Origin of the sequence: Streptomyces sp. CB02261 (genome assembly GCF_001905665.1) — a bacterium.
GTDB lineage: Bacteria > Actinomycetota > Actinomycetes > Streptomycetales > Streptomycetaceae > Streptomyces.
The window spans coordinates 69,173-94,826 of the sequence record NZ_LIVX01000011.1 but is presented as its reverse complement, the minus strand read 5'-3'; the positions used below and the strand labels follow the sequence as shown (position 1 = coordinate 94,826).

Here is a 25,654-nt window from a genome sequence, read left to right as displayed (position 1 = left end):
TTCCGCCCGCGGGAGGGGTCTTCTGGTTGTTCCGTCGTCTCCTCGTCGACCGCTCCGGAGGAACCACCGTGGGTCAGCTGCTCAGAGTCCAGAACTTCAACGTCTCGTCCGACGGCTTCGGTGCCGGTGAGGGCCAGAGCCTGGAGCGGCCCTTCGGGCACGCGGACCCGGGCGAGATGTTCTCCTGGGCCGGTGCCACGGCGAGCTGGCCCATGCGGAGCGAACCCGGAGGCAGCCGCGGTCTCGACGACTACCTGACGCGGGACTACCCCCGGAACATCGGCGCCGAGATCATGGGCCGCAACAAGTTCGGGCCCCAGCGCGGGCCCTGGCAGGACCACGAGTGGCGCGGCTGGTGGGGTGAGGAGCCGCCCTTCCACACGCCGGTGTTCGTCCTGACCCACCACCCCCGTCCCTCGTTCACGCTCGGGGACACCACGTTCCACTTCGTCGACGCGGACCCGGTCGAGGTCCTCGCCATGGCACGGGAGGCGGCGGGGGACAAGGACGTCCGCCTCGGCGGCGGGGCCACCACCATCCGGGAGTTCCTCGACGCCGATCTCGTCGACACCCTGCACGTGGCGGTCTCACCCATGAAGCTCGGGTCCGGGGCACGGCTCTGGGAGTCGCCCGACGAACTGCTCGACCGGTTCCACCGTGATGTCGTGCCGAGCCCGAGCGGCAAGGTGACGCACCACCTGTTCTGGCGCAGGTGAGCCGGGGCCCGGAGCGACCCCGGCCCGGCCGGGGTCGCTCCGGGCCCTCTCGCCGGCTTCAGCCCCTGAGCGGGAGCGCCGCGAGTTCCGCCACGATCCAGGTCAGGGGCAGGAAGACGGCCAGCAGGACGCCCGCGCGCATCCAAGCGGCCGAGCGGAGCACCGTCGGCGGGGCCCCGATTCGGAGCAGGGCCTCGGTGATGTGGGCGCGGCTCTGCCGGGACTCCAGGGCCGCGGTCATCAGGGTGGCGGTGGTGCAGGCCAGGATCAGGACCGCGCCCAGGCCCGTGAGGGGACCGAAGGCGCCGGAGCCGGCCCCGTGCAGGCTCGCCGCCGCGAGGCCGCAGGAGAACACCGCGCTCACCACGCCGAGGGGCCGGCCGATACGGCGGGCCTCGTCCGTCAGGACCCGACCCGCGAGCAGCCGGGTGGCGCCCGGCCGGACGGCCTGGAGGAGACGGCCGCAGCCATGGGTGATGCCGGGGCCCGCCATCGCGAGGCCGCAGGCGGTGAGGACCCAGCCGGCCAGGACGCCCACAGGGTTGCCGTCGAAGCGGCCCGGCAGCGGGAGGCCGTCGCCGCCTCCGCCCTGGCCCGCGTACGTCTCGACCGCCAGGCCGACCGCGATCAGGGCGACGCCCCAGGGCAGCCCGGACGGCATCGGCTTCTCCGCGCCCTCCGGTTCGGCGGGTGCCGGCCGTGGGCGCAGCGCCAGGCCCGCGGCCGTGGCGGCGGTGACGGGCAGCACGGCGAGCAGGGTGAGGGCGGCGGCCAGCGGGATCGGCTGGTCGGCGGCGAGGAGTTCCGCGGCGGCCCCGTCGAAGGGCAGCCCCGTGATGTCGCCGCGCAGGTGCAGGTAGAACAGCAGCGCGACCATGGAGCCGAGCGTGCAGGCGACGGCGGTCGAGGCGGCGGCGATGGCCGTGAGCCGGGCGGGGCCGAGGCCGATCGCTGAGAGCCCGGGCCGGGGGCGGGTGCTGGGGTCGGTGCGGGCCACGGCGACGGCGAACTGGACGGTGGCGGCCAGCGGCAGGGCGCACCAGAGCAGGCGCAGGACCGACGCCGAGGAACGCTCGGGGTGCCCGACGGCGTACCCCAGGGTGCAGAGGAGGAGGAAGCCCACCCCCGCCGCCGCGGCGGCGACGAGGAGTCGGCGGGTCAGGACGAGGGGGTGTGCCCCGCGGGCTAGACGGAGAGCGAGCACGCCGCGACGCCCTCCGCCCCTGACGCCGGGGGTACGGCGCCGACCCTGCGTCCGTCGAGGAGCGCGACCGTGCGGTCGGCGAGGGCGGCGACCTCGCCGTCGTGGGTGGCGAGGAGCACGGTGATGTCGTGCGAGCGGGCGGCGGCCGTCAGGGTGCGCAGGAGCTGGGCGCCCTCCGCCCGGTGCAGGGTGGCGGTGGGTTCGTCTGCGAACAGCACCGAGGGGGTGGTGACCAGGGCACGGGCGGTGGCGATCCGCTGGCGCTCGGGTCGGGTGAGGGCGTGCGGGCGCTTCCGGGCGCAGGCGCCGATGTCGAGGCGCTCCAGCCATTCCATGGCGGCGGTCTTCGCGGCCCGGTGGGAGACGCCGCGGAGCAGCAGCGGCAGGGCGGTGTTCTCCCAGCCGGTGAGCTCGGGGACGAGTCCGGGTTCCGGGTCGATCCAGCCGAAGCGGTCGCGCCGGAGCCTTTCGCGCGCGGCGGGGCCCAGGGTGTGCACGGGACTGCTGTTGAACCAGACCTCGCCCTGCTGGGCCAGGAGCTGGCCGGACAGGCAGCGCATGAGTGTGGTCTTGCCGCTGCCGCGCGGGCCGACGAGGGCGAGGATCTCGCCTTCGCGGACGCCCAGGGAGACGCCGCTGAGCGCGTCCGTACCGCCCAGGGCGCAGTGCAGGGAACGCGCCCAGAGCACGTCGTTGTCCGGTGGGGCCATCGCGTACACCTCGATGTCGGATCCGATCTGTGTTCCCTCGTCCGGGGGAACGAAGAGACGGGCCTGTCGGTCACTGGCTCCGTGAGGATCCAGGGCACGGCCAGGGATGCACCGTAAGGATTCAGATCCGCTTGTACGGACAGCACACGGCCCGGTCCGCCGCCATCCACTCGGATGGCGGCATGCCCGGGCCGGGGGTCACGCCGTGAGGGCGGCGTGATGCTGCGGGGCCGTCAGAGCTTGGTCCACGCCTCGGTGAGCACCGAGCGCAGGATGCCCTCGATCTCGTCGAAGGTGCCCTGGTCGGCGATCAGCGGCGGGGCCAGCTGGATGACCGGGTCGCCACGGTCGTCGGCACGGCAGTACAGGCCGTTCTCGAACAGCGCCTTGGAGAGGAAGCCGTACAGGACGCGCTCGGTCTCCTCGTCCGTGAAGGACTCCTTGGTGGCCTTGTCCTTGACGAGCTCGATGCCGTAGAAGAAGCCGTTGCCGCGGACGTCGCCGACGATCGGGAGGTCGTGCAGCTTCTTCAGGGTGTCGAAGAAGTTGCCCTCCTGGTCGAGGACGTGCTGGTTCAGCCCTTCCTTGTCGAAGATGTCGAGGTTGGCGATGGCGACCGCCGACGACACCGGGTGGCCACCGAAGGTGTAGCCGTGGAGGAAGGTGTTGTCGCCCTTGTAGAACGGCTCCGCGAGGCGGTCGGAGATGATGCAGGCACCGATCGGGGAGTAGCCCGAGGTCATGCCCTTGGCGCAGGTGATCATGTCGGGCACGTAGCCGAACTTGTCACAGGCGAACATCGTGCCGAGGCGGCCGAAGGCGCAGATCGTCTCGTCGGAGACGAGGAGCACGTCGTACTGGTCGCAGATCTCGCGGACCCGCTGGAAGTACCCGGGCGGCGGCGGGAAACAGCCGCCGGCGTTCTGCACCGGCTCCAGGAAGACGGCCGCGACGGTGTCGGCGCCCTCGAAGAGGATCTGCTGCTCGATCTGGTCGGCGGCCCAGCGGCCGAAGGCCTCGGGGTCGTCGCCGTGGATCGGGGCGCGGTAGATGTTGGTGTTCGGCACCTTGTGCGCGCCGGGGACCAGCGGCTCGAAGGGGGCCTTCAGAGCCGGCAGGCCGGTGATCGACAGGGCGCCCTGCGGGGTGCCGTGGTAGGCGACCGCACGCGAGATGACCTTGTACTTGGTGTGCTTGCCCTGCAGCTTGAAGTACTGCTTGGCGAGCTTCCAGGCGGTCTCGACGGCCTCTCCGCCGCCGGTGGTGAAGAAGACCTTGTTCAGGTCGCCCGGGGCGTAGTGGGCGAGGCGCTCGGCGAGCTCGACGGCCTTGGGGTGCGCGTACGACCACACGGGGAAGAACGCGAGCTCCTGGGCCTGCTTGTACGCGACCTCGGCCAGCTCCTGGCGGCCGTGTCCGGCGTTGACCACGAAGAGACCCGCGAGACCGTCGAGGTAGCGCTTGCCCTTGTCGTCGAAGATGTAGGTGCCCTCACCACGCACGATGGTGGGAACGGGCGAGTTCTCGTACGAGGACATGCGGGTGAAGTGCATCCACAGGTGGTCGTACGCGGTCTTGGAGAGGTCCTGGGTCACGGTTATCGAGTTCCCCACATATAGGTCTGCTTCTTGAGCTTGAGGTAGACGAAGCTCTCGGTGGAGCGCACGCCGGGGAGGGTGCGGATGCGCTTGTTGATCACATCCAGCAGGTGGTCGTCGTCCTCGCAGACGACCTCCACCATGAGGTCGAAGGAGCCCGCGGTCATCACCACGTACTCGCACTCGGCCATGGCCGTCAGTGCCTCCGCGACCGGATCAAGGTCACCCTCGACGTTGATGCCCACCATCGCCTGCCGTCGGAAACCCACGGTGAGGGGGTCGGTGACGGCGACGATCTGCATGACGCCCTGGTCGAGCAGCTTCTGGACGCGTTGCCGCACGGCGGCTTCGGAGAGGCCGACGGCCTTGCCTATCGCCGCGTAGGGACGGCGACCGTCCTCCTGGAGCTGTTCGATGATCGCCAGGGAGACGGCGTCGATCGTCGGGGACGAACCGGTTCCGGTTCTGGAGTCTGTGCTTCGACTGGCCACGGGTTCACTGTGCACCGAGATTGTCAGTCGTGCAACCCCAGAGCGATGTAATTCGTTGCGAGAGGCCTCCGATCTCACCGAATCCGAAGTTGCGGGAGGCCGGGGCTGTTGAAAGCGTCAGTCGAGCGACTAGGCTGAGGTGTCTCGCCCATCGGGACACCGCACAAGGACGTGCGACGACAGAACGTGACAGGAGGGGTGGCAAGTGACCACCGAGCTGCGCCGGCTGCGTAACTACATCAACGGGGAGTTCCGCGACGCGGCCGACGGCCGCACCATCGACGTGGTCAACCCGGCGACCGGCGAGGTGTACGCCACCTCCCCGCTCTCCGGCCAGGCCGACGTCGACGCCGCCATGGAGGCCGCCGCGGCCGCCTTCCCCGCCTGGCGTGACAGCACCCCGGCCGAGCGCCAGAAGGTACTGCTCAAGATCGCGGACGCCTTCGAGGAGCGCGCCGAGGACCTGATCGCCGCCGAGGTCCAGAACACGGGCAAGCCGATCGCCCTCACCGCGAGTGAGGAGATCCCGCCGATGGTGGACCAGATCCGCTTCTTCGCCGGTGCCGCCCGCCTGCTCGAGGGCCGCTCGGCCGGCGAGTACATGGAGGGCATGACCTCGATCGTGCGCCGCGAGCCCGTCGGCGTCTGCGCCCAGGTCGCGCCGTGGAACTACCCGATGATGATGGCCGTGTGGAAGTTCGCCCCGGCGCTCGCAGCGGGCAACACGGTCGTCCTCAAGCCCTCGGACACGACCCCCGCGTCGACCGTCCTGATGGCCGAGATCATCGGCCAGATCGTTCCCAAGGGCGTCTTCAACGTCGTCTGCGGCGACCGGGAGACGGGCAAGACCATGGTCGAGCACCCGACCCCGGCGATGGCCTCCATCACCGGCTCCGTCCGCGCGGGCATGCAGGTCGCCGAGTCGGCGGCCAAGGACGTCAAGCGCGTCCACCTGGAGCTGGGCGGCAAGGCCCCGGTGGTCGTGTTCGAGGACACCGACATCGACAAGGCCGTCGAGGACATCTCCGTCGCGGGCTTCTTCAACGCCGGCCAGGACTGCACGGCCGCCACCCGCGTCCTCGTGCACGAGTCCATCCACGACGAGTTCGTCACCGCCCTCGCCAAGGCCGCCGCCGAGACGAAGACCGGCCAGCCGGACGACGAGGACGTGCTGTACGGCCCGCTCAACAACGCGAACCAGCTGAAGCAGGTCGCCGGCTTCATCGACCGCCTCCCGGCCCACGCCAAGGTCCAGGCCGGCGGCCACCGCGTCGGCGACAAGGGCTACTTCTACGCCCCGACCGTCGTCTCCGGCCTCACCCAGGACGACGAGATCGTGCAGAACGAGGTCTTCGGCCCGGTCATCACCGTCCAGTCCTTCACGGACGAGGCCCAGGCCCTGGAGTTCGCGAACGGCGTCGAGTACGCCCTCGCCTCCTCCGTCTGGACCAAGGACCACGCGCGCGCGATGCGCATGTCCAAGGCGCTCGACTTCGGCTGTGTGTGGATCAACACCCACATCCCGCTGGTCGCCGAGATGCCCCACGGCGGCTACAAGAAGTCCGGCTACGGCAAGGACCTCTCCGCCTACGGCTTCGAGGACTACACGCGCATCAAGCACGTCATGACCTCCCTCGGCTGACCCTTCCGGCTCCGCCCCGCGGCCCCGGCACCCTTGATCGACAGGGTGTCGGGGCCGCGGTCCTTCGCTCGACGGACCGTCCATTGAAGCGGCCGGCGGCGGGCCGGGATGCTGCTCGGGTGAGAGCGACAGCCAGGAAGAACATGTCCCGCCGGTCCCTGCTGCGCGGCATCGGCGGTGCCGGGGCCGCGGGCCTGCTCGCCGGCTGCGGGGTCCCCGCCGCGTACGTCGACGAGGGGGAGCGGGTCGGCCGCGACGTCTCCGCGCGCGACCGGACGCTCGACTTCGCCAACTGGCCGCTCTACATCGACACCGACGAGGACGACACGTCGAAGCGGCCCACCCTCAACGGCTTCCGCGAGCGCACCGGGATCTCCGTCCGCTACACGGAGGAGATCAACGACAACGACGAGTTCTTCGGCAAGATCGGCCCGGCCCTGATGAACCACCAGGAGACCGGACGGGACCTGATCGTCGTCAGCGACTGGATGGCCGCCCGCTTCGTCCGCCTCGGCTGGGTGCAGGAGATGGACCGCGCCGCGCAGCCGAACGTCGCCGCCCACCTCGACCCGCAACTGCGCCTCCCCGCCTTCGACTGGGGGCGGCTGCACAGCGTCCCCTGGCAGTCCGGGATCACCGGCATCGCGTACGACCGCCGGAGGCTCGGCCGGGAGATCCGCTCGACCGGGGACCTGTGGGCCGACGACCTGCGGGGCAAGGTGACGCTGCTCTCCGGGCTCGACGAGTCCTTCGCGCTGCTGATGCTGGGCAACGGCGTCGACGTCACCCGGTGGACCGGCGACGACTTCCACGCCCTCTGCGAGCAGGTCGAGGGGCTCGTCCGTACGAAGCACATCCGCCGCTTCACCGGCAACGACTACATCAAGGACCTGTCCACCGGTGACGTGCTCGCCTGCCAGGCGTACTCCGGCGACATCATCCAGCTCCAGGCCGACAACCCGGACATCGAGTTCGTCGTCCCCGAGGAGGGCGGCGAGCTGTGGGCGGAGTCCCTGATGATCCCCAACCGCGCCCGGCACAAGACCAACGCCGAGAAGCTCGTCGACTACTACTACGAGCCCGAGGTCGCCGCCGAACTCGCCGCCTGGGTCAACTACGTGTGCCCGGTGCCGGCCGCGCGGGACGTCCTCGCGGACTCGGGCGACGAGGAGCTGGCCGCCCTCGCCGCGGACCCGCTGATCTTCCCCGACACCGCCATGCGGAGCAGGCTGGCGATCGCCCGGGACATCACCTCCGAGGAGCGGCAGGTCTTCGCGAAGAAGTGGAACGCGATCGTCGGACTGTGAGGGCGGAGAGAGGGCCGGCCGCAGGCGCGGCGGGCTGACGGACCCCCGTTTTTGAACACGTTCATAAGAGGCGTACGCTGCGGTCATGAGCGACACGAACGGGCCGAGAGCCCTGATCGAGCGTATCCGCGTCTGGCTGGTCGTCTTCGTCGTCTGTCTGGTCCTGAGCGGTGTCACCGCCTTCCCGCTCGTCACCGAACTCCGCTTCCTCGACGCCTCCTTGGACGGCTGGGCGGCGCCGCTGGCCGAAATCCTGCCGGGGCTCGCCGAGTGGATCGACCGCGTCCGCGGCGGGGTCGAGACCGCCGACGAGCAGGCCCCGTACCTGCTCTACGGCACCGACTGGCTGGCCTTCGCCCATCTCGTCATCGCCGTCGCCTTCTACGGCGCCTACCGCGACCCCGTCCGCAACATCTGGGTCGTCGAGTTCGGCATGATCGCCTGCGTCGGCATCATCCCGCTCGCCCTGATCAGCGGACCCGTCCGGGGCATCCCCTTCTGGTGGTCGGTCATCGACATGTCCTTCGGCGTCATCGGCATCCTGCCGCTGCTCCACGTCCGCCGGATGATCAAGCGGCTCGAAGCGGCGACGGCCGCCGAGCCCGCGCCCGCCTAGTCGGGCAGACCGTACGCCGCGACCATGACGTCCAGCGCGGTCCGGTTCATGTCCTGGCCCTTGGCGTCGGTCGAGTTCACGCTGTAGACGAGGGTGCGCGCGCCGTCGCGGGTCGAGGCGACGGCCGCGTTGTAGCCCCAGCGGCCGCCCGTCTTGCCCCACACCTCGCGCCCGCCGAGCCGCTTCATCCTCGGTGAGGGCGACAGCACCCGCACCTCGAACCCGCGGCCGCCGGGTCCCGGGCCGGGGGTCGCCGTCCCGCCGTGGGCGGCGGCCCGCTCCCTGATGCCGAGGAGACCGTGGCCGCCTGAGCCGCCGCGGGGACCGCGGCCGTCGTCGGTCACCGTGACGCTCAGGACGCCGTCCGCGCGGGAGAGCCGGACCTCGGCCGTGCGGGCGTCCGCGTGCCGGACCACGTTCGTCAGCGCCTCCCGCACGATCCGGTAGACGCTCGCCCCGGTCGCCGCGGGCAGGGCGGCCCGCACGCCGCCCTCCGTCGTGTACGTGACGGCCAGACCGCTTGTCCCTGAACCGCTCCACCAGACCGGGGAGCGCGGCCAGGTCCGGCTGCGGCTCCCGGGGCGCGGCGCTCTCGGGGCTCTCCCGCAGCAGCCCCAGCATCTGCCTGGCTCATCGCCTCGCGGCCCGTCTCCGAGACGGCCTCGAACGCGGCCTCGGCACGCTCGGGCGCAGCCCGTACCGCCACCGGCCCGGCCTCCGCCTGCACGATCGTCAGGCTCACCGCGTGCGACAGGATGTCGTGCATCTCCCGTGCGATCCTGGCCCGTTCATGGGCGGCGGCCCGCTCGGCCTCGATCCGGTGGGCGCGCTGCCGGGCGTCCTGGAGCCGTCCGAAGACATGGGCGGCGCCGAACACGAAGAGCGAGAAGGTCAGTTCGCGCGCCGACCGCGTGTTGAGCCACACCGACACGGGCACCGCGACCAGCAGGAGCCCCGCCGTCACGAGCCGCTTCCACGGGGGTGAGAGGAGCGCGACCGTGTAGACGCTGACGAGGCCGGTGTACGGCAGCGGCTGCCCCGGCCCCTCCAGGGCCACCTTGTAGAGCGCGCTCGTCGCCATGATCGCGAGCAGCACGGCGACGGGCGCGCGCCGCCGCCGGACCAGGGGCAGCACGGTCAGCGTCGTGAGCCCGTACGCGGACCAGGTCGCCGGTTCGAACTCGGGCGGGCGCGGCACGACGAACGGCATCGTCATCGCCGCCTGGACGAGCAGCGCGATCCCGGCGTCCACCGCCCACGGGTTCGCCGCGCCCCAGGTCCGCGCCCGCTCCCACCGGCCGCGCACGCCCCCCCCGTATGCCCATTACGGCTTGCGGCCCACCGCGCCGAACTGTGCGACCGTGCAGGCCTCGGCGGAGACCGGGCGCCAGCGGGCGCAGGAGACGATGCCGGGCTCCAGGACGTCGAGACCCTCCAGGAAGGAGGCGAACTCGGCGCGGCTGCGGGCGGTGATCGGCGGGGTCGCGTTCTCGTTCCAGAAGGCCATCGCGGCCTTGTTGCCCTCGCCGCCGAGCTCGGGCTCCAGGGTGGGATGGGTCAGCACCAGGTGGCTGCCGGAGGGGACGGCGTCCATCAGGGTCCGCACGATCGACCGGGCCTCGTCGGTGTCCAGGACGAAGTTGAGGATGCCGAGCATCATCACCGCGACCGGGCGGGAGAGGTCGAGCGTCGCCCCGGCCGCCGCCAGGATCTTCTCCGGGTCGTGTGCGTCGGCGTCCACGTACTCGGTGACCCCCTCCGGCGCGCTCGTCAGGAGCGCGCGGGCGTGGGTCAGGACGATCGGGTCGTTGTCGACGTAGACGATCCGGGCGTCGGGCGCGACCCGCTGGGCGACCTCGTGGGTGTTGTCGGCGGTCGGCAGGCCCGTACCGATGTCGAGGAACTGGCGCACGCCCGCGTCGGCGGCCAGATGGGTCACCGCGCGCCCGAGGAACGCCCGGTCCGCGCGGGCCACTTCGCCGATGCTCGGGTAGAAACCGGTGACCTGGTCGCCGACCGCGCGGTCCACCGGGTAGTTGTCCTTGCCGCCCAGCCAGTAGTTCCACACGCGGGCGTTGTGGGCGATGTCGGTGCGGATCCGGTCGTTCACGCGCGGGCCTTTCGCAGGACGTCGGTGAGGGTGTCGACCCGGTTCGTGGTGACGGAGTCGACCCCGTTCCTGATCAGCTTACGCATGGTGCGGGCGGTGTCCGCGGTCCAGGCGGAGACGAGCAACCCGTCCCGGTGCACCCGCTCGCTGAGCTCCCGACTCACCAGGCCGAAGCGGTAGTTGAGCCACCGCGGCCGCACCGCGTCGAGCAGGACCGGGCGAGGCGGCGCGAGCGAGGTCCAGGTCAGGGCGATCTCGGCGGCCGGGTCGGCGGCCCGCACCTGGAGCATGGCGACGGCCCCGGCGCAGTAGTACACCCGCTCCCCGGCCCCGCACTCGCGGACCGTCCCCACGATCGTGCGGACCGAGGACGCGTCGCCGCCCGGCAGGTCCAGCATCAGCCGGCGGTCCCCGGCGGTCAGCAGCGCCTCGCGCAGCGTCGGCACCCCGCCGTACGTCAGCTCGCGGACCTGCTCGTACGAGAGCGAGGCGAGCGGCCGGTCGTGGCGCCACAGGCGCTTCAGCGTGTCGTCGTGGAGGAGGACGGGCACCCGGTCCTTCGTCAGCCGCACGTCGACCTCGACCGCGCCCGCGCCCCGCTCGATGGCCGAGCCGATCGAGCGGAGCGTGTTCTCGCGGACGCGGTACGGGTCGCCGCGATGGCCCACGACGGTGACGCGCCTCCCGGCGGCTTCCCGGAAGGCGGACAGGTCCCTGGCGGTGTCGGAGTCCATGGACCCATTCTCGCCGTCGTCAGCGCGCGAGCCAGTCGTCGGTGTACGTGTCGATCTCGGCGGTGATCCGGGCCTTGCCGGCCGCGTCGAGGAACGAGGCCTCCACCGCGTTCTTCGCGAGGGCGGCGACCCCGCGCTCGTCGAGACCGAGGAGACGGGCGGCGACCACGTACTCGTTCTCGAGGTCGGTGCCGAACATCGGCGGGTCGTCGCTGTTGACGGTGACCAGCACCCCGGCCTCCACCATCTGCCGGATCGGGTGCTCGTCCAGCGTGGCGACGGCACGCGTGGCGATGTTCGAGGTCGGGCAGACCTCCAGGGCGATGCGGTGCTCCGCCAGGTACGCGAGGAGCGCCGGGTCCTGGACCGAGCTGGTGCCGTGGCCGATGCGCTCGGCGCCCAGGTCGACGATGGCGTCCCAGACCGTCTGCGGGCCGGTCGTCTCGCCCGCGTGCGGGACGGAGTGCAGACCGGCCGCGCGCGCCCGGTCGAAGTACGGCTTGAACTGCGGGCGCGGTACGCCGATCTCCGGGCCGCCGAGGCCGAAGGAGACCAGGCCCTCGGGGCGCAGCCCGTCGGTCGTGGCGAGGCGCACGGTCTCCTCGGCGGAGACCAGGCCGGCCTCGCCGGGGATGTCGAAGCACCAGCGCAGGACGGTGCCGAACTCGGCCTCCGCGGACTTGCGGGCGTCCTCGATCGCCGCCATGAAGGCGCGCTCGTCGATGCCCCGCCGGGTGGAGGAGTACGGGGTGATGGTCAGCTCGGCGTACCGGATGTTCTGCCGGGCCATGTCACGGGCGATCTCGAAGGTCAGCAGCCGGACGTCCTCCGGGGTGCGGACCAGGTCGACCACCGAGAGGTAGACGTCGATGAAGTGCGCGAAGTCGGTGAAGGTGAAGTAGTCGGCCAGCGCCTCCGGGTCCGTGGGGACCTTGGAGTCGGGGTGCCGCGCCGCCAGCTCGGCGACGATGCGGGGCGAGGCGGAGCCCACGTGGTGGACGTGCAGCTCGGCCTTGGGCAGGCCCGCGATGAAGGCATGGAGGTCGGTCATCGGGTCATCGTAGGCCGGGCGGTTCACTCCACGGGGTGAGGTCGTAGCATGGCGGGACCATGATGGGGGAGGCCCATGTCTGACAACCGAGACCAGTCGCGGGACGGGTACGACCCGGCGGACCCGTGGGCTCCGCCGAACCGTGACGGGGTGGAACTGAGCAAGCCGGCGACGCCGTCGCCGTCGCCTGTGCACGACCAGCAGACCGTCACGTCCATGCCGCTGACGCCCGATCCGGGCGCGGTGCCGCCGCCGCCGGTCGCTCCCGGCGGCCCCGCGGCCACGCCCGGCGCGTACGGCTATCCCGCGGCGGACACCTCCGGCGGGTACGGCTACCCGTCGGCCCCGACGCCGCCGGTCACCGCGGCGTCCTCCGGGTACGGCTACCCCGGCTACCCGTCGTCGTACGGCAGCGGCTACCCCGGCCAGCCGGGCTACCCGCAGTCGCCGTCCAACGGCATGGGCACCGCCTCGATGGTGCTCGGCATCGTCGCGGTCGCGGGCTTCTGCCTGTACGGCCTGGGGGTGATCCTCGGCGTCCTGGCGCTGATCTTCGGCGTCATCGGCCTGAAGAAGGCGGGCCGGGGCGAGGCGACCAACCGGGGCATGGCGCTCGCGGGTGTCATCCTCGGCGCGATCGGCACCGTGGTCAGCGCCGTCTTCCTGGGCTTCGTCATCTGGGCGGTCACCCAGGACTCCTCGACCTTCGACGACTCCGGGTACGACGACGACCCGTTCGCGTCGAGCCTGGTCGTCGAGAGCGGCCGCTGACGTACGCGGTCGTACGCGGGCGTACGCCTTCGTACGGCTGAGAGGGCCCCGCACCGGTCTCCGGTGCGGGGCCCTCCCGTGTCTCACGCTCCCCGCAGCCGCTCCCGCGCCTCCATGAGGGCGAAGCCCAGGAGGTTCAGGCCGCGCCAGCGGGCCGGGTCGTGGGCGCCGGGGTCGTCGGCCGCGAGGCCGATGCCCCAGATCGGGTCGACGGGGCTGGCCTCTACCAGGACGCGGGTGCCCGTGCCCAGGAGGTACGCGCGCAGGGCCGCGTCCGAGGAGAACTTGTGGACGCTGCCCTCGACCACGATCCCGAAGCGCTCCCGCTCCCACACCGCCCCGTCGAAGTCCCGCACCAGCCGCCCGGCCTTCTTGGCCTCGGCGGGGGTGGGAGCGTGGAGCGCCGCCCGCTCGGCGTCGGCGTCCCCGAAGAGGCGGGCCTTGGCCGCCATCATCCAGTGCTCGGCCGTCGCGTAGCGGACGCCCTCGATCACGAAGGGTGCCGGCCACCACTGGCTCAGACAGCTCGCGGAGAGCCGTCCGTCCGGGTGCGGGCGGTGACCCCAGAAGTGCAGCCACTTCACCTTGTCACCCCGGTTGACCTGCTGTGTCAGCTCCTCGATCTTGCTCATGCATGCGAGTCTGACAGCCGCCACGGACACTCCGTACGGAGATATTCGGGGCGCCTCGACACATGGTCGACCGATTCCGTCGCGTAACCAAAAGGCAACAACGGAATCACTTGTTGGAGGGCCATCCCTCTGTCAGGATCGGCACTCAATTCGAGCTGGAACAACGGAGAGCGTCATGGGCAACCGCTTCCAGGTGACGGACCGCTTCGCGGCCGGCGCACAGTACATCGGCGGGCGGCTCCGTGCCGGAACGTCCGGTCAGAACCACAGCGTGATCGACCCGGCGACCGGGGAGAGCGTCTACACCTACGCGCTCGCCTCCACCGCCGACGTCGACGAGGCCGTCGCGGCCGCCAAGGCCGCCTTCCCCGGCTGGGCGGGCGCCACCCCCGGCGAGCGCTCCGACGCGCTGCACCGCTTCGCCGGCATCCTCGCCGAGCGGGCCGAGGACATCGCCCGCGTGGAGTCCCTCCAGTGCGGCAAGCCCCTCAAGCTCAGCACCGAGTTCGACGTACCCGGCACCATCGACAACACGGCCTTCTTCGCCGGCGCCGCGCGCCACCTCCAGGGCCAGTCGGCCGGCGAGTACAGCGGCGACCACACCTCGTACATCCGGCGTGAACCGATCGGTGTCGTCGGCTCCATCGCCCCCTGGAACTATCCGCTCCAGATGGCCGCCTGGAAGATCCTGCCGGCCATCGCCGCCGGCAACACGATCGTCCTGAAGCCCGCCGAACTCACCCCGCTGACCTCCCTGATGTTCGCGCAGGCCGCCACGGACGCCGGTATCCCCGACGGCGTCGTCAACATCGTCAACGGCCCCGGGCGGACCGTCGGCGAACACCTCGTCGGCCACCCCGACGTCGTCATGACCTCCTTCACCGGCTCCACGCCGGTCGGCAAGCGGGTCGCGGAGATCGCCACCGCGACCGTCAAGCGCCTCCACCTCGAACTCGGCGGCAAGGCCCCCTTCGTCGTCTTCGACGACGCCGACCTGGAGGCCGCCGCCCACGGCGCCGTCGCCGCCTCCCTCATCAACAGCGGCCAGGACTGCACCGCCGCCACGCGCGCGTACGTCCAGCGCCCGCTCTTCGACGCCTTCGTCGCGCGCGTGGCCGAGCTCATGGAGACCGTCCGCGTCGGCGACCCCTTCGACCCGGCGACCGACCTCGGCCCGCTCGTCAGCCACCGCCACCGCGACGGCGTCGCCGCCTTCGTCGAGCGTGCCCGCGGCTACGCCACCGTCGTCACCGGCGGCGAAGCCCCCGGCGGCGACCTCAAGGACGGCGCCTACTATCGTCCGACCCTGATCACCGGCGCCGCGCAGGACAGCGAGGTCGTGCAGTCGGAGATCTTCGGCCCGGTCCTGGTGGCCCTGCCCTTCGACAGCGACGACGAGGGCATCCGGCTCGCCAACGACACCCCGTACGGCCTGGCCGCCTCGGCCTGGAGCCGCGACGTCTACCGGGCGGGCCGCGCCACCCGGGAGATCAAGGCCGGGTGCGTCTGGGTCAACGACCACATTCCGATCATCAGCGAGATGCCCCACGGCGGCACCAAGGCATCGGGCTACGGGAAGGACATGTCGGCGTACTCCTTCGAGGAGTACACCCAGGTCAAGCACGTGATGTTCGACAACACCGCGGTCGCCGCGAAGGACTGGCACCGCACGATCTTCGGGGACCGATAAGCACTCGACCTGCGGCTACCGCCGCGTGGTCCGCCGCCCGACCAGCGGCCCACACCATCCCGAAAGGGCACAGCGCATGGAGCAGTACGAGCCCGACAGCCTGTCCGCCGCGCAGACGGCGGCGATACGACGCAGCCTGACCAGCGGCCGGGGAGCCCTCAGCCGCCGTTCGATGCTGCGCGCGGGCGGAGTCGGCGCCCTCACGATCGGCGGCCTCGCCTCCCTGAGCGCCTGCGGCATCCCGCCGGCCAAGCGGGAGGGCCAGGGCACCGCCTCCACGGACGACTCGGCCAAGGAGAAGACCCTCGCCTTCTCCAACTGGACCGAGTACATGGACGTCAGTGAGGACGAGAAGGGCCGCCCCAGCCTGGAGGCGTTCACGAAGCGCACCGGGATCAAGGTCAAGTACACCGAGGACATCAACGACAACGTCGAGTTCTTCGGAAAGATCAAACCGCAGCTCGCGGCCGGCCAGGACACCGGCCGCGACCTGATCTGCGTCACCGACTGGCTCGCCGCCCGCATGATCCGCCTCGGCTGGGCGCAGAAGCTCGACCCGGCGAACCTGCCCAACGCGTACGCCAACCTCTCCGGCCAGTTCCGCCGCCCCGACTGGGACCCGGGCCGGTCCTACTCGTACCCGTGGACCGGTATCTCCACCGTCATCGCCTACAACGCGAAGGCGACCGGCGGCAAGAAGGTCGACTCGGTCACCCAGCTCCTCGACGACCCCGCCCTGAAGGGCCGCGTCGGCTTCCTCACCGAGATGCGCGACACCGTCGGCATGACCCTGCTCGACATGGGCAAGGACCCCGGGGCGTTCACGGACGCCGACTACGACGCGGCGATAGGTCGCCTCCAGAAGGCCGTCGACAAGAAGCAGATACGCCGCTTCACCGGCAACGACTACACCTCCGACCTGGACAAGGGCGACATCGCCGCCTGTCTCGCCTGGGCCGGCGACATCATCCAGCTCCAGGCGGACAACCCGGACATCAGGTTCTCCATCCCGTCCGCCGGTTACATCACCTCCAGCGACAACCTGCTCGTCCCCGCCCAGGCCCGGCACAAGACGAACGCCGAGAAGCTCATCGACTACTACTACGAGCTCCCCGTCGCCGCCCAGCTCGCCGCGTACATCAACTACGTGTGCCCCGTGGACGGGGTGAAGGACGAGCTCGCCAAGATCGACCCCGAGCTCGCGAACAACACGCTGATCCTCCCGGACAAGGCCATGGCCAAGAAGTCGCGCGCCTTCCGCTCGCTCACCAGCGCGGAGGAGACGGCGTACGAGGAGAAGTTCGCCAAGCTCATCGGCGCCTGAGGCCCACGTCGTCCACCTCTCTCACTCCCCTGGGACCACGACCCATGACTGACAAGACTGTTCACACCGGAAAGAACACTGGCGGCGGCGACGTCCGTCTCACCGGGATCAGCAAGACGTACGGCTCCTTCACCGCCGTCCACCCGCTCGACCTGACCGTCCCGCAGGGCTCCTTTTTCGCCCTCCTCGGCGCCTCCGGCTGCGGCAAGACCACCACGCTCCGCATGATCGCCGGCCTGGAGGACCCCAGCACCGGCACCGTCTTCCTCGGCGACACGGACGTCACCGACCTCCCGCCGTACAAGCGGCCGGTCAACACCGTCTTCCAGTCCTACGCGCTCTTCCCGCACATGGACATCAGCGAGAACATCGCCTTCGGCCTGCGCCGCCGCGGCATCAAGTCGGTGAAGAAGCAGGTCGACGACATGCTGGAGCTCGTCCAGCTCGGCGACAAGGCCCGGCACAAGCCGCACCAGCTCTCCGGCGGCCAGCAGCAGCGCGTCGCGGTGGCCCGCGCGCTCATCAACCACCCGCAGGTGCTCCTCCTCGACGAGCCGCTCGGCGCCCTCGACCTCAAGCTGCGCCGGCAGATGCAGCTGGAGCTCAAGCGGATCCAGACCGAGGTCGGCATCACCTTCGTGCACGTCACCCACGACCAGGAGGAGGCCATGACGATGGCCGACCAGGTCGCGGTGATGAACGGCGGCCGGGTCGAGCAGCTCGGCGCCCCCGCCGACCTGTACGAGAACCCGAGCACGACCTTCGTCGCCAACTTCCTCGGCACCTCCAACCTCATCGAGGCCGAGGTCGTCGAGACCGGCTCCGAGGTCGTCGTCACCGCCGGCGGCGGCAAGCTCCGGGTCCCCGGCGACCGCTGTACCTCCGCCGTCCGCCCGGGCGGCTCGGTGCTCGTGGGCGTCCGCCCCGAGAAGATCTCGCTCGCGCACGCCGACGACGCGGGGACGATAGCCGACGGCCGCAACCGGGTCACCGGCCGGATCGTCGACTCCTCGTTCATCGGCGTCTCCACCCAGTACGTGGTCAACAGCCCGGCGGGCGCCGAGCTCCAGGTGTACGAGCAGAACATCGAGCGGGACGCGCGCCTCCGCCCCGGCGCCCAGGTCGTCCTGCACTGGAACCCGGCCCACACCTTCGGCCTCGACGCGACGCAGGACATCGACGCGGGCGTGGAGACGGTGGAGGACGCCGGATGAGCACCTCCACTCTCACGAAGGAGGAGGCGGCGCCGGTCGAGGAACCGGTTCTGCGCAAGCCTCCCACCCGCAAGCGGCTCGTCCCCTACTGGCTGCTGCTGCCCGGCATCATCTGGCTGCTCGTCTTCTTCGCGCTGCCGATGATCTACCAGGCCTCGACCTCGGTGCAGACCGGCTCCCTGGAGAAGGGCTTCGAGGTCACCTGGCACTTCCAGACCTACTGGAACGCCTTCCAGGAGTACTGGCCGCAGTTCGTCCGCTCCCTGCTGTACGCCGGGACCGCGACCCTGCTCTGCCTGCTGCTCGGCTACCCGCTGGCGTATCTGATCGCCTTCAAGGCCGGCCGCTGGCGCAATCTGCTCCTCGTCCTCGTCATCGCGCCCTTCTTCACCAGCTTCCTGATCCGCACGCTGGCCTGGAAGACGATCCTCGCCGACGACAGCGTCGTCGTGGACGTGCTGAACGCGCTCCACGTCCTGGACGTGACCAGCTGGATCGGCTGGACCGAGGGCGACCGCGTGCTCGCCACCCCGATGGCGGTCGTCTGCGGTCTCACGTACAACTTCCTGCCCTTCATGATCCTGCCCCTCTACACCTCGCTGGAGCGGATCGACGGGCGGCTGCACGAGGCCGCGCAGGACCTGTACGCCTCCCCGGCGACCACCTTCCGCAAGGTGACCTTCCCGCTGTCGATGCCCGGCGTCGTCTCCGGCACCCTGCTCACCTTCATCCCGGCGAGCGGCGACTACGTCAACGCCGAGCTGCTCGGCTCCACCGACACCAAGATGGTCGGCAACGTCATCCAGTCGCAGTTCCTGCGGGTCCTCGACTATCCGACGGCCGCGGCGCTGTCCTTCATCCTCATGGCGATCGTGCTGGTCATGGTCACCGTCTACATCCGCCGAGCGGGAACGGAGGACCTGGTCTGATGCGCTGGATACGACGCAACCTCGTCGTCATCGCGGGCCTCCTGACGCTCGCGTACATGATCCTGCCCAACCTCGTCGTGATGGCGTTCTCCTTCAACAGGCCGAAGGGACGCTTCAACTACTCCTGGCAGGAGTTCTCCCTCGACGCCTGGAAGGACCCCTGCGGCGTCGCCGACATGTGCGAGTCGCTCTCGCTCTCGCTGCAGCTCGCCGCCTGGGCCACCGTCGGCGCCGTCGTCCTCGGCACGATGATCGCCTTCGCGCTGGTCCGCTACCGCTTCCGGGCGCGCGGCGCGATCAACTCGCTGATCTTCCTGCCGATGGCGATGCCCGAGGTCGTCATGGCCGCCTCGCTGCTCACCCTCTTCCTCAACATGGGGATCGAGCTGGGCTTCTGGACGGTCCTGATCGCCCACATCATGTTCTGCCTGTCGTTCGTCGTGACGGCGGTCAAGGCCCGGGTCATGTCCATGGACCCGCGCCTGGAGGAGGCCGCGCGCGACCTCTACGCGGGACCCGTGCAGACCTTCCTGCGCGTCACCCTGCCGATCGCCGCTCCCGGCATCGCCGCCGGCGCCCTGTTGGCCTTCGCGCTCTCGTTCGACGACTTCATCATCACCAACTTCAACGCGGGCTCCACCGTCACCTTCCCCATGTTCGTCTGGGGCTCGGCGCAGCGTGGCACCCCCGTGCAGATCAACGTCATCGGTACCGCGATGTTCGTCCTCGCGGTACTGGTGGTCGTGGCCGGGCAAATCATTACGAACCGGCGCAAGAAAACAGCAACAGCCTGAGCAATAGGCAGCCCAGGCACCGAAGGAGTTGGAAACCATGGCCCCAGTCGCCATGCGTCTCGCTGCACGATCTCTCTCCGACGCCCAGCCCGTCCCCTTCTGGCTGGAAGATCCCGGCAAGCCCGGCGCCCTGCCCGCCCTCACCGGCACCGAGAAGTGCGATCTCCTCGTCGTCGGCGGCGGCTACAGCGGACTGTGGACCGCGCTCCTCGCCAAGGAGCGCGACCCCGCCCGGGACGTCGTCCTGATCGAAGGCCGCGAGGTGGGCTGGGCCGCCTCGGGCCGCAACGGAGGCTTCTGCGCCGCCTCCCTCACGCACGGCTTCGGCAACGGGCTCGCCCGCTGGCCGGCCGAGCTGCCGAAACTGGAGGAGCTCGGCGAGCGCAACCTCGACGCCATCGAGGAGGCGGTCGCCCGCTACTCCCTGGACTGCGACTTCGAGCGCACCGGCGAGATCGACGTCGCCACCGAGCCGTACCAGGTCGAGGAACTGGCCGAGGTGTACGCGGAGATCGACCGGCTCGGTCTCGCCGACGGCATCGAGCTCCTCGACGCGGACGCCGTCCGCGCCGAGGTGGACTCGCCGACCTTCCTCGGCGGGATCTGGGACCGCCGGGGTGTGGCGATGCTGAACCCGGCCAAGCTGGCCTGGGGCCTCAAGCGGGCCTGTCTCGACCTGGGCGTACGGATCTTCGAGAACACCCCGGGCCTCGACCTGGTCTCCGTCGGCGCCGGCATGGGTGTCCGCACCCCGTACGGCAGGATCCTCGCCCGTCGGGTCGCGCTCGGCACCAACGTCTTCCCGTCGCTGGTCAAGCGCGTCCGCGCGTACACCGTGCCGGTCTACGACTACGCCCTGATGACCGAGCCGCTCAGCGCCGAGCAGCTCGCCTCCGTCGGCTGGAAGAACCGGCAGGGACTCGGCGACTCCGCCAACCAGTTCCACTACTTCCGGATCACCGCCGACCACCGGATCCTCTGGGGCGGCTACGACGCGATCTACCCCTTCGGCGGCAGGCTCAACGCCGAGATGGACCACCGCCCGGAGACGTACCTCAAGCTCGCCGAGCACTTCTTCCGCTGCTTCCCGCAGCTGGAGGGGCTGCGCTTCAGCCACGCCTGGGGCGGCGCCATCGACACCTGCTCCCGCTTCTCCGCCTTCTTCGGTACGGCGTACCAGGGCAAGGTGGCGTACGCGGCCGGGTTCACCGGTCTGGGCGTCGGCGCCACCCGCTTCGGCGGGGACGTGATGCTCGACCTGCTCGCGGGGGAGCGCACCGAGCGCACGGAGCTGCGGATGGTCCGCTCCAAGCCGCTGCCGTTCCCGCCGGAGCCGATCGCGTGGGCCGGCATCGGCATCACCAAGTGGTCGCTCGCCCGGGCCGACGAGCACGGCGGCCGGCGCAACCTGTGGCTCAAGGCCATGGACCGGGTGGGCCTCGGCTTCGACAGCTGAGCGCTGGTCGATCCACGCCGGCGTGATCCACATCACAACTGATGAGTAGCTGAATCCGCGTAAGAGAAGCCCCTCGAACCGCTCTCTCCGTACGGACATCGTGTCCTGACGGAGGGAGATCGTCGAGATGACTGGTACGGGGGCCTCGGGCGCCAGGAGTGCGGTGGAGTGGCTGGTCTCGGTCGCCCCCGATCCCGACGCCTGCCGGTGGGAGTGGGAGCGCAACCCGCACGGGGTCGCGCTGCTGCCCGCCGGCAGGCGCTGGGACGTCCTGATCCTGCCGGCGGAGCTCGGCTATCCCACGCTGGACGTGCTGACGCGCCTGGTGGACCGGCCGGGCCCGGTCCTCGCCGACTTCGGTGACGCCCGGATGGGCTTCTTCGTCCCGCCGGGCACCGCCACCCGCTGGCTCGGCAGCGGCGTGCGGGGCGCGGGCGCCGGAACCTGGATCGTCGTCCCGTATCCGGGGCGGGCGACGGGCGCGGTGCGCTGGCTGGTGACACCGGACGGCGCGGGCACCCTCACCGACGCGGCCCTCCTCGAACTGGCGATGCACGAGGCGGCGGGGCAGTTGGCCCGGGAGGAGAGGGGCCCCGGGCCGGAATGAGCGGAGGTGATCTCGGGGCAGAGGTCTTGACCACTTGATTGGTCTGGACCATGCTGTGGCGCGCTCGCACCTCGATTCCCCCACACCCGGAGGCAGTTGTGGACCGCGCCAGACCTCTCACCCTGCTCCTCGCGGGGGCCCTCGCCGTCGGCGGACTCGCCGCGCTCACCCCCGCGGCCCAGGCCGCCGACACCGAACTCGCCCGCAACGGCGGCTTCGAGGCCGGCCTCGACGGCTGGACCTGCACGGCGGGCAGCGGCGCGGCCGTCTCCTCGCCCGTCCGCAGCGGCACGAAGGCGCTCCGGGCGACCCCCGCGGGCAGCGACAACGCCCGCTGCTCCCAGACCGTCACCGTCAAGCCCGGCTCCACGTACACGCTCAGCGGCTGGGTGCGCGGCAGCTACGTCTACCTCGGCGCCTCCGGTACCGGTACCACCGACGTCTCCACCTGGACGGGCTCCGCCCCCGACTGGCAGCGGCTCGCGACCACCTTCACCACGGGCGCCTCGACCACCTCGGTCACGATCTACACCCACGGCTGGTACGGCACGCCCGCCTACCAGGCCGACGACCTCTCCCTGTACGGCCCCGGCGGCGACCCGGTGCAGCTCCCGGCCGCCCCCACCGGCCTCGCGGCGGGCTCCCCGACGTCCACCACCGTGCCGCTGACCTGGTCCCCGGTGTCCGGCGCCACCTCGTACCACGTCTACCGGGGCACCACCCGGGTCCAGACGGTCAGCGGCACCTCGGCCACCGTCACCGGACTCACCGCCTCCACCGCGTACACCTTCCAGGTCAGCGCCGCGAACAGCGCCGGGGAATCACCGAAGTCGGCCGCCGTGACCGCGACGACGACCAGCGGCGGCAACCCGGGCAACCCCGGCCTGCCCGCGCACGCCCTCGTCGGCTACCTCCACGCCAGCTTCGCCAACGGCTCCGGCTACACCCGGATGGCCGACGTCCCCGCCTCCTGGGACGTCATCAACCTCGCCTTCGGCGAACCGACCTCGGTGACCTCGGGCGACATCCGCTTCAGCCTGTGCCCGGCCACGGAGTGCCCGAACGTCGAGTCGGTCGCCGACTTCAAGGCGGCCATCAAGGCCAAGCAGGCAGCCGGCAAGAAGGTCCTCATCTCCATCGGCGGCCAGAACGGCCAGGTGCAGCTCTCCACCACCGCCGCCCGCGACACCTTCGTCTCCTCCGTCTCGAAGATCATCGACGAGTACGGCCTCGACGGCCTCGACATCGACTTCGAGGGCCACTCGCTGTCGCTCCAGACCGGCGACACCGACTTCCGGAACCCGACGAGCCCGGTCATCGTCAACCTGATCCAGGCCGTCAGGACCCTCAAGGCCAGGTACGGCTCCGGCTTCGTCCTGACGATGGCCCCGGAGACCTTCTTCGTCCAGCTCGGATACCAGTACTACGGCTCGGGCCCCTGGGGCGGCCAGGACCCCCGCGCCGGCGCCTACCTCCCGGTCATCCACGCCCTGCGCGACGACCTGACCCTGCTGCACGTCCAGGACTACAACTCGGGCTCCATCATGGGCCTCGACAACCAGTACCACTCCATGGGCGGCGCCGACTTCCACATCGCCATGACCGACATGCTCCTCACCGGCTTCCCCGTCGCCGGCAACACGGACCGCTTCTTCCCGGCCCTCCGCGCCGACCAGGTCGCCATCGGCCTCCCCGCCTCCACCCAGGCGGGCAACGGCCACACGACGCCGGCCGAGGTGAACAAGGCCCTGAACTGCCTCACCAGGAAGACCGACTGCGGCACCTACCAGACCCACGGCACCTGGCCCGCCCTGCGCGGCCTGATGACCTGGTCGATCAACTGGGACCGCTTCAACCAGTGGGAGTTCTCGAAGAACTTCGACGCGTACAACTGGAGCTGACCGCCAGGATCAGCAGCGAGAGACACAGGCTGGCCAGCACGTCCAGCGGCCAGTGGTAGCCCCGCAGAACGAGCCCGGTCCCCGTCACCGCCGTCAGCACGGCGGCGACGGGGATCAGCCGGTTCGAGACGAGGAAGGCCGCGCCGAAGTAGGCGACCGCGGCCGTGGCCGTGTGACCCGAGGGGTAGTAGCCCTGCGCCCAGGGCTCCAGGGGACCGGGCCGGGCCGTCCACTCCTTCAGCGGGATCACCAGGAGCGGGACCGCCGCCATCGCGAGGCCCGCGGCGAGGGCGGCGGCCCGGCGGCCGCGCCACAGCGCGTACCCCGTCGCGCAGACGAGGACGGGCAGGGCCACGGTCATGTTGCCGAGATCGGCGCCGAGTTCGGAGAGGGGCCGGGGGACCGTGTCCACCAGGGCCCGGGACACCCGCTCGTCGAGCCTGGCCAAGGGGCCGTGGACGAGCACCTGCCAGGTCACGACGGCGAGGGTGACGAGCGCCCAGAAGAGAGCCGGCCGCCCTGGAACAGGGGGGGTGGTTCCAGAGCGGCCGAGGAGATCGGGCTGCCGCACGCCCCGGGGGGTATGGGGCGGGCGGCCATCCGATCGGTGAGGAGTTCCGGAGCACGAGGCCCCAGGGGTGTGCGCGACGGCACGGTGTGGGCGGGGCTGGGGAGGCTCCGCCCGGGGTGTTTCTCTCATCTGCAGAAACCGTACGTCAGAGAAGAAGGGACCGACAGCGGGAAACCCATCCCGCCATCGGCCCCCCACAGAGTCTTCACACGGAGCGTCAGATCCGGTCCGGACCAGACTCGGAACCGGACTCAGATCTGGGCGAACGCGTTCTCGATGACGTCGAGGCCCTCGTTCAGCAGGTCCTCGCCGATGACCAGCGGCGGCAGGAAGCGCAGCACGTTGCCGTAGGTGCCACAGGTCAGGACCAGCACGCCCTCGGCGTGGCAGGCCTTCGCGAGGGCGCCCGCGGCCTCCGGGTTCGGCTCCTTGGTGGCGCGGTCCTTGACGAGCTCGATGGCGATCATGGCGCCACGGCCGCGGATCTCACCGATGGCGTCGAACTTCTCGGCCATCGCCGACAGACGCGCCTTCATGACCTCCTCGATGCGCTTCGCCTTGCCGTTGAGGTCGAGCTCCTTCATCGTCTCGATGGAGCCGAGCGCACCGGCGCAGGCCACCGGGTTGCCGCCGTAGGTGCCGCCGAGGCCGCCGCCGTGGACGGAGTCCATGATCTCGGCGCGGCCGGTCACGGCGGCGAGCGGCAGACCGCCCGCGATGCCCTTGGCGGTGGTGATGAGGTCCGGGACGATGCCCTCGTCCTCGCACGCGAACCACTGACCGGTACGGCAGAAGCCGGACTGGATCTCGTCGGCCACGAAGACGATGCCGTTGTCGTTGGCGAACTTCACGAGCGCCGGCAGGAAGCCCTTGGCCGGCTCGATGAAGCCGCCCTCGCCGAGGACCGGCTCGATGATGATCGCGGCGACGTTCTCGGCGCCGATCTGCTTCGTGATGTTGTCGATCGCCTGGGCGGCGGCCTCGGGGCCGCAGTTCTCCGGGCCGGTGGGCCAGCGGTAGCCGTAGGCCACCGGCACGCGGTAGACCTCGGGCGCGAACGGACCGAAGCCCTGCTTGTAGGGCATGTTCTTCGAGGTCAGCGCCATCGTGAGGTTCGTACGGCCGTGGTAGCCGTGGTCGAAGACGACGACGGCCTGGCGCTTGGTGTACGAGCGGGCGATCTTGACCGCGTTCTCGACGGCCTCGGCGCCCGAGTTGAACAGCGCGGACTTCTTGGCGTGGTCGCCCGGGGTCAGCTCGGCGAGCGCCTCGCAGACCTCCACGTAACCCTCGTACGGCGTCACCATGAAACAGGTGTGGGTGAAGTCCTGGAGCTGCGCGGAGGCGCGGCGCACCACGGCCTCGGCGGAGGCGCCGACCGAGGTCACGGCGATGCCGGAACCGAAGTCGATCAGACGGTTGCCGTCGACGTCCTCGATGATGCCGCCACCGGCCCGCTTGGTGAAGACGGGGAGCGTGGAGCCGACGCCACCGGCGACCGTGTCGAGACGGCGGGCCTGAAGCTCCTGCGACTTCGGACCGGGGATGGCGGTGACGACGCGCCGCTCCTGCGGGACAGCGTTCAT

At 70.7% G+C, this 25,654-nt stretch carries 23 protein-coding genes and 1 pseudogene; 13 read left to right on the top strand and 11 right to left on the bottom strand.

Translation table 11 applies throughout. The features are described 5' to 3' along the window. Positions 1-68 precede the first annotated feature (68 nt). Positions 69-716: a dihydrofolate reductase family protein gene (locus AMK29_RS30105; RefSeq protein WP_073818990.1), complete on the top strand. Its 648-nt coding sequence runs from the start codon at positions 69-71 to the stop codon at positions 714-716. Positions 717-774: 58 nt separating this feature from the next. On the opposite strand, the gene AMK29_RS30100 is transcribed toward AMK29_RS30105, so the two are convergent. From AMK29_RS30100 to AMK29_RS30085, 4 genes are all read right to left on the bottom strand, one after another. Further along, positions 775-1,920 (bottom strand): hypothetical protein, encoded by a 1,146-nt coding sequence (locus tag AMK29_RS30100; protein WP_073818988.1) that lies wholly within the window; start codon positions 1,918-1,920, stop codon positions 775-777. Continuing rightward, entirely contained in the window at positions 1,902-2,630 is a 729-nt protein-coding gene (locus tag AMK29_RS30095) for an ABC transporter ATP-binding protein (protein ID WP_073818985.1), read from the bottom strand. Before AMK29_RS30095 ends, AMK29_RS30100 begins: the two co-directional genes overlap by 19 nt. Before the next feature lie 233 nt (positions 2,631-2,863). After that, the gene (locus tag AMK29_RS30090) at positions 2,864-4,243 is read right to left on the bottom strand and encodes an aspartate aminotransferase family protein (protein ID WP_198942361.1); all 1,380 of its coding nucleotides are present in this window, start codon (positions 4,241-4,243) and stop codon (positions 2,864-2,866) included. Continuing rightward, on the bottom strand, positions 4,228-4,734 hold the full coding sequence (locus tag AMK29_RS30085; protein ID WP_073818980.1) for an Lrp/AsnC family transcriptional regulator: 507 nt from the start codon (positions 4,732-4,734) through the stop codon (positions 4,228-4,230). The genes AMK29_RS30090 and AMK29_RS30085 overlap by 16 nt, the downstream gene beginning before the upstream one ends. A 190-nt stretch (positions 4,735-4,924) precedes the next feature. Between AMK29_RS30085 and AMK29_RS30080 the strand changes: the two genes are divergently transcribed. The 3 genes from AMK29_RS30080 to AMK29_RS30070 all read left to right on the top strand — a co-directional run bounded on the left by AMK29_RS30080 (position 4,925) and on the right by AMK29_RS30070 (position 8,284). Next, complete coding sequence (locus AMK29_RS30080) at positions 4,925-6,361, top strand: gamma-aminobutyraldehyde dehydrogenase (protein WP_073818978.1); 1,437 nt, start codon at positions 4,925-4,927, stop codon at positions 6,359-6,361. Between the two features lie 143 nt (positions 6,362-6,504). Next, positions 6,505-7,668: a polyamine ABC transporter substrate-binding protein gene (locus AMK29_RS30075; RefSeq protein ID WP_073818976.1), complete on the top strand. Its 1,164-nt coding sequence runs from the start codon at positions 6,505-6,507 to the stop codon at positions 7,666-7,668. Positions 7,669-7,753: 85 nt separating this feature from the next. Next, complete coding sequence (locus tag AMK29_RS30070) at positions 7,754-8,284, top strand: hypothetical protein (protein ID WP_073818974.1); 531 nt, start codon at positions 7,754-7,756, stop codon at positions 8,282-8,284. Here AMK29_RS30070 and AMK29_RS30065 read toward each other — a convergent pair. From AMK29_RS30065 to AMK29_RS30050, 4 genes and pseudogenes are all read right to left on the bottom strand, one after another. Next, positions 8,281-9,590, bottom strand: a pseudogene (locus tag AMK29_RS30065) (sensor histidine kinase). The gene AMK29_RS30070 and the pseudogene AMK29_RS30065 overlap by 4 nt on opposite strands. A gap of 18 nt (positions 9,591-9,608) precedes the next feature. Then, positions 9,609-10,394, bottom strand: coding sequence for an SAM-dependent methyltransferase (locus AMK29_RS30060; protein WP_073818972.1), 786 nt, complete (start codon positions 10,392-10,394; stop codon positions 9,609-9,611). Beyond that, positions 10,391-11,128: a glycerophosphodiester phosphodiesterase gene (locus tag AMK29_RS30055; protein WP_073818970.1), complete on the bottom strand. Its 738-nt coding sequence runs from the start codon at positions 11,126-11,128 to the stop codon at positions 10,391-10,393. Before AMK29_RS30055 ends, AMK29_RS30060 begins: the two co-directional genes overlap by 4 nt. A gap of 19 nt (positions 11,129-11,147) precedes the next feature. Continuing rightward, complete coding sequence (locus AMK29_RS30050) at positions 11,148-12,179, bottom strand: adenosine deaminase (RefSeq protein WP_073818968.1); 1,032 nt, start codon at positions 12,177-12,179, stop codon at positions 11,148-11,150. A 75-nt stretch (positions 12,180-12,254) separates the two neighbouring features. Here AMK29_RS30050 and AMK29_RS30045 point away from each other — a divergent pair, with 75 nt between their 5' ends. Continuing rightward, complete coding sequence (locus tag AMK29_RS30045; RefSeq protein ID WP_073818966.1) at positions 12,255-12,950, top strand: DUF4190 domain-containing protein; 696 nt, start codon at positions 12,255-12,257, stop codon at positions 12,948-12,950. An 83-nt stretch (positions 12,951-13,033) separates the two neighbouring features. Here the strand turns inward: AMK29_RS30045 and AMK29_RS30040 are convergent, their stop codons facing one another. Beyond that, complete coding sequence (locus AMK29_RS30040) at positions 13,034-13,582, bottom strand: NADAR family protein (protein WP_073818964.1); 549 nt, start codon at positions 13,580-13,582, stop codon at positions 13,034-13,036. 175 nt (positions 13,583-13,757) lie between these two features. Here AMK29_RS30040 and AMK29_RS30035 point away from each other — a divergent pair, with 175 nt between their 5' ends. The 8 genes from AMK29_RS30035 (at position 13,758) to AMK29_RS30000 (ending at position 23,497) form a co-directional block, all read left to right on the top strand. Then, complete coding sequence (locus tag AMK29_RS30035) at positions 13,758-15,272, top strand: gamma-aminobutyraldehyde dehydrogenase (protein WP_073818962.1); 1,515 nt, start codon at positions 13,758-13,760, stop codon at positions 15,270-15,272. A gap of 76 nt (positions 15,273-15,348) precedes the next feature. Then, positions 15,349-16,596, top strand: coding sequence for an ABC transporter substrate-binding protein (locus AMK29_RS30030; protein ID WP_073818960.1), 1,248 nt, complete (start codon positions 15,349-15,351; stop codon positions 16,594-16,596). A 44-nt stretch (positions 16,597-16,640) separates the two neighbouring features. Next, a complete protein-coding gene (locus AMK29_RS30025; protein WP_073818958.1) occupies positions 16,641-17,810 on the top strand; it encodes an ABC transporter ATP-binding protein in 1,170 nt (389 codons plus the stop codon). Then, a complete protein-coding gene (locus AMK29_RS30020) occupies positions 17,807-18,739 on the top strand; it encodes an ABC transporter permease (RefSeq protein ID WP_073818956.1) in 933 nt (310 codons plus the stop codon). The genes AMK29_RS30025 and AMK29_RS30020 overlap by 4 nt, the downstream gene beginning before the upstream one ends. Continuing rightward, a complete protein-coding gene (locus AMK29_RS30015; protein WP_073818954.1) occupies positions 18,739-19,533 on the top strand; it encodes an ABC transporter permease in 795 nt (264 codons plus the stop codon). Before AMK29_RS30020 ends, AMK29_RS30015 begins: the two co-directional genes overlap by 1 nt. A 37-nt stretch (positions 19,534-19,570) precedes the next feature. Continuing rightward, positions 19,571-20,989 carry an NAD(P)/FAD-dependent oxidoreductase gene (locus tag AMK29_RS30010; protein WP_073818952.1) on the top strand — a complete coding sequence of 473 codons (1,419 nt, stop codon included), beginning with the start codon at positions 19,571-19,573 and terminating at the stop codon, positions 20,987-20,989. A 127-nt stretch (positions 20,990-21,116) separates the two neighbouring features. Beyond that, the gene (locus AMK29_RS30005) at positions 21,117-21,596 is read left to right on the top strand and encodes a hypothetical protein (RefSeq protein WP_073818950.1); all 480 of its coding nucleotides are present in this window, start codon (positions 21,117-21,119) and stop codon (positions 21,594-21,596) included. Positions 21,597-21,694: 98 nt separating this feature from the next. Next, positions 21,695-23,497 (top strand): chitinase, encoded by a 1,803-nt coding sequence (locus AMK29_RS30000; RefSeq protein ID WP_073818948.1) that lies wholly within the window; start codon positions 21,695-21,697, stop codon positions 23,495-23,497. Here the strand turns inward: AMK29_RS30000 and AMK29_RS29995 are convergent. Both AMK29_RS29995 and gabT read right to left on the bottom strand, forming a co-directional pair. Beyond that, positions 23,448-24,197 (bottom strand): phosphatase PAP2 family protein, encoded by a 750-nt coding sequence (locus AMK29_RS29995; RefSeq protein WP_073818946.1) that lies wholly within the window; start codon positions 24,195-24,197, stop codon positions 23,448-23,450. The two genes, AMK29_RS30000 and AMK29_RS29995, sit on opposite strands and share 50 nt — an antisense overlap. Positions 24,198-24,319: 122 nt before the next feature. Next, positions 24,320-25,654: a 4-aminobutyrate--2-oxoglutarate transaminase gene (gene gabT, locus AMK29_RS29990; protein WP_073818944.1), complete on the bottom strand. Its 1,335-nt coding sequence runs from the start codon at positions 25,652-25,654 to the stop codon at positions 24,320-24,322.

Excerpts from the sequence above, each read along its gene's own strand:
- AMK29_RS30095 (WP_073818985.1), bottom strand. The coding sequence starts at position 2,630 with ATGGCCCCACCGGACAACGACGTGCTCTGGGCGCGTTCCCTGCACTGC.
- AMK29_RS30075 (WP_073818976.1), top strand. The coding sequence starts at position 6,505 with ATGTCCCGCCGGTCCCTGCTGCGCGGCATCGGCGGTGCCGGGGCCGCG.
- AMK29_RS30070 (WP_073818974.1), top strand. The coding sequence starts at position 7,754 with ATGAGCGACACGAACGGGCCGAGAGCCCTGATCGAGCGTATCCGCGTC.
- AMK29_RS30055 (WP_073818970.1), bottom strand. The coding sequence starts at position 11,128 with ATGGACTCCGACACCGCCAGGGACCTGTCCGCCTTCCGGGAAGCCGCC.
- AMK29_RS30050 (WP_073818968.1), bottom strand. The coding sequence starts at position 12,179 with ATGACCGACCTCCATGCCTTCATCGCGGGCCTGCCCAAGGCCGAGCTG.
- AMK29_RS30045 (WP_073818966.1), top strand. The coding sequence starts at position 12,255 with ATGTCTGACAACCGAGACCAGTCGCGGGACGGGTACGACCCGGCGGAC.
- AMK29_RS30040 (WP_073818964.1), bottom strand. The coding sequence starts at position 13,582 with ATGAGCAAGATCGAGGAGCTGACACAGCAGGTCAACCGGGGTGACAAG.
- AMK29_RS30035 (WP_073818962.1), top strand. The coding sequence starts at position 13,758 with ATGGGCAACCGCTTCCAGGTGACGGACCGCTTCGCGGCCGGCGCACAG.
- AMK29_RS30030 (WP_073818960.1), top strand. The coding sequence starts at position 15,349 with ATGGAGCAGTACGAGCCCGACAGCCTGTCCGCCGCGCAGACGGCGGCG.
- AMK29_RS30025 (WP_073818958.1), top strand. The coding sequence starts at position 16,641 with ATGACTGACAAGACTGTTCACACCGGAAAGAACACTGGCGGCGGCGAC.
- AMK29_RS30020 (WP_073818956.1), top strand. The coding sequence starts at position 17,807 with ATGAGCACCTCCACTCTCACGAAGGAGGAGGCGGCGCCGGTCGAGGAA.
- AMK29_RS30015 (WP_073818954.1), top strand. The coding sequence starts at position 18,739 with ATGCGCTGGATACGACGCAACCTCGTCGTCATCGCGGGCCTCCTGACG.
- AMK29_RS30010 (WP_073818952.1), top strand. The coding sequence starts at position 19,571 with ATGGCCCCAGTCGCCATGCGTCTCGCTGCACGATCTCTCTCCGACGCC.
- AMK29_RS30005 (WP_073818950.1), top strand. The coding sequence starts at position 21,117 with ATGACTGGTACGGGGGCCTCGGGCGCCAGGAGTGCGGTGGAGTGGCTG.
- AMK29_RS29995 (WP_073818946.1), bottom strand. The coding sequence starts at position 24,197 with ATGAGAGAAACACCCCGGGCGGAGCCTCCCCAGCCCCGCCCACACCGT.
- gabT (WP_073818944.1), bottom strand. The coding sequence starts at position 25,654 with ATGAACGCTGTCCCGCAGGAGCGGCGCGTCGTCACCGCCATCCCCGGT.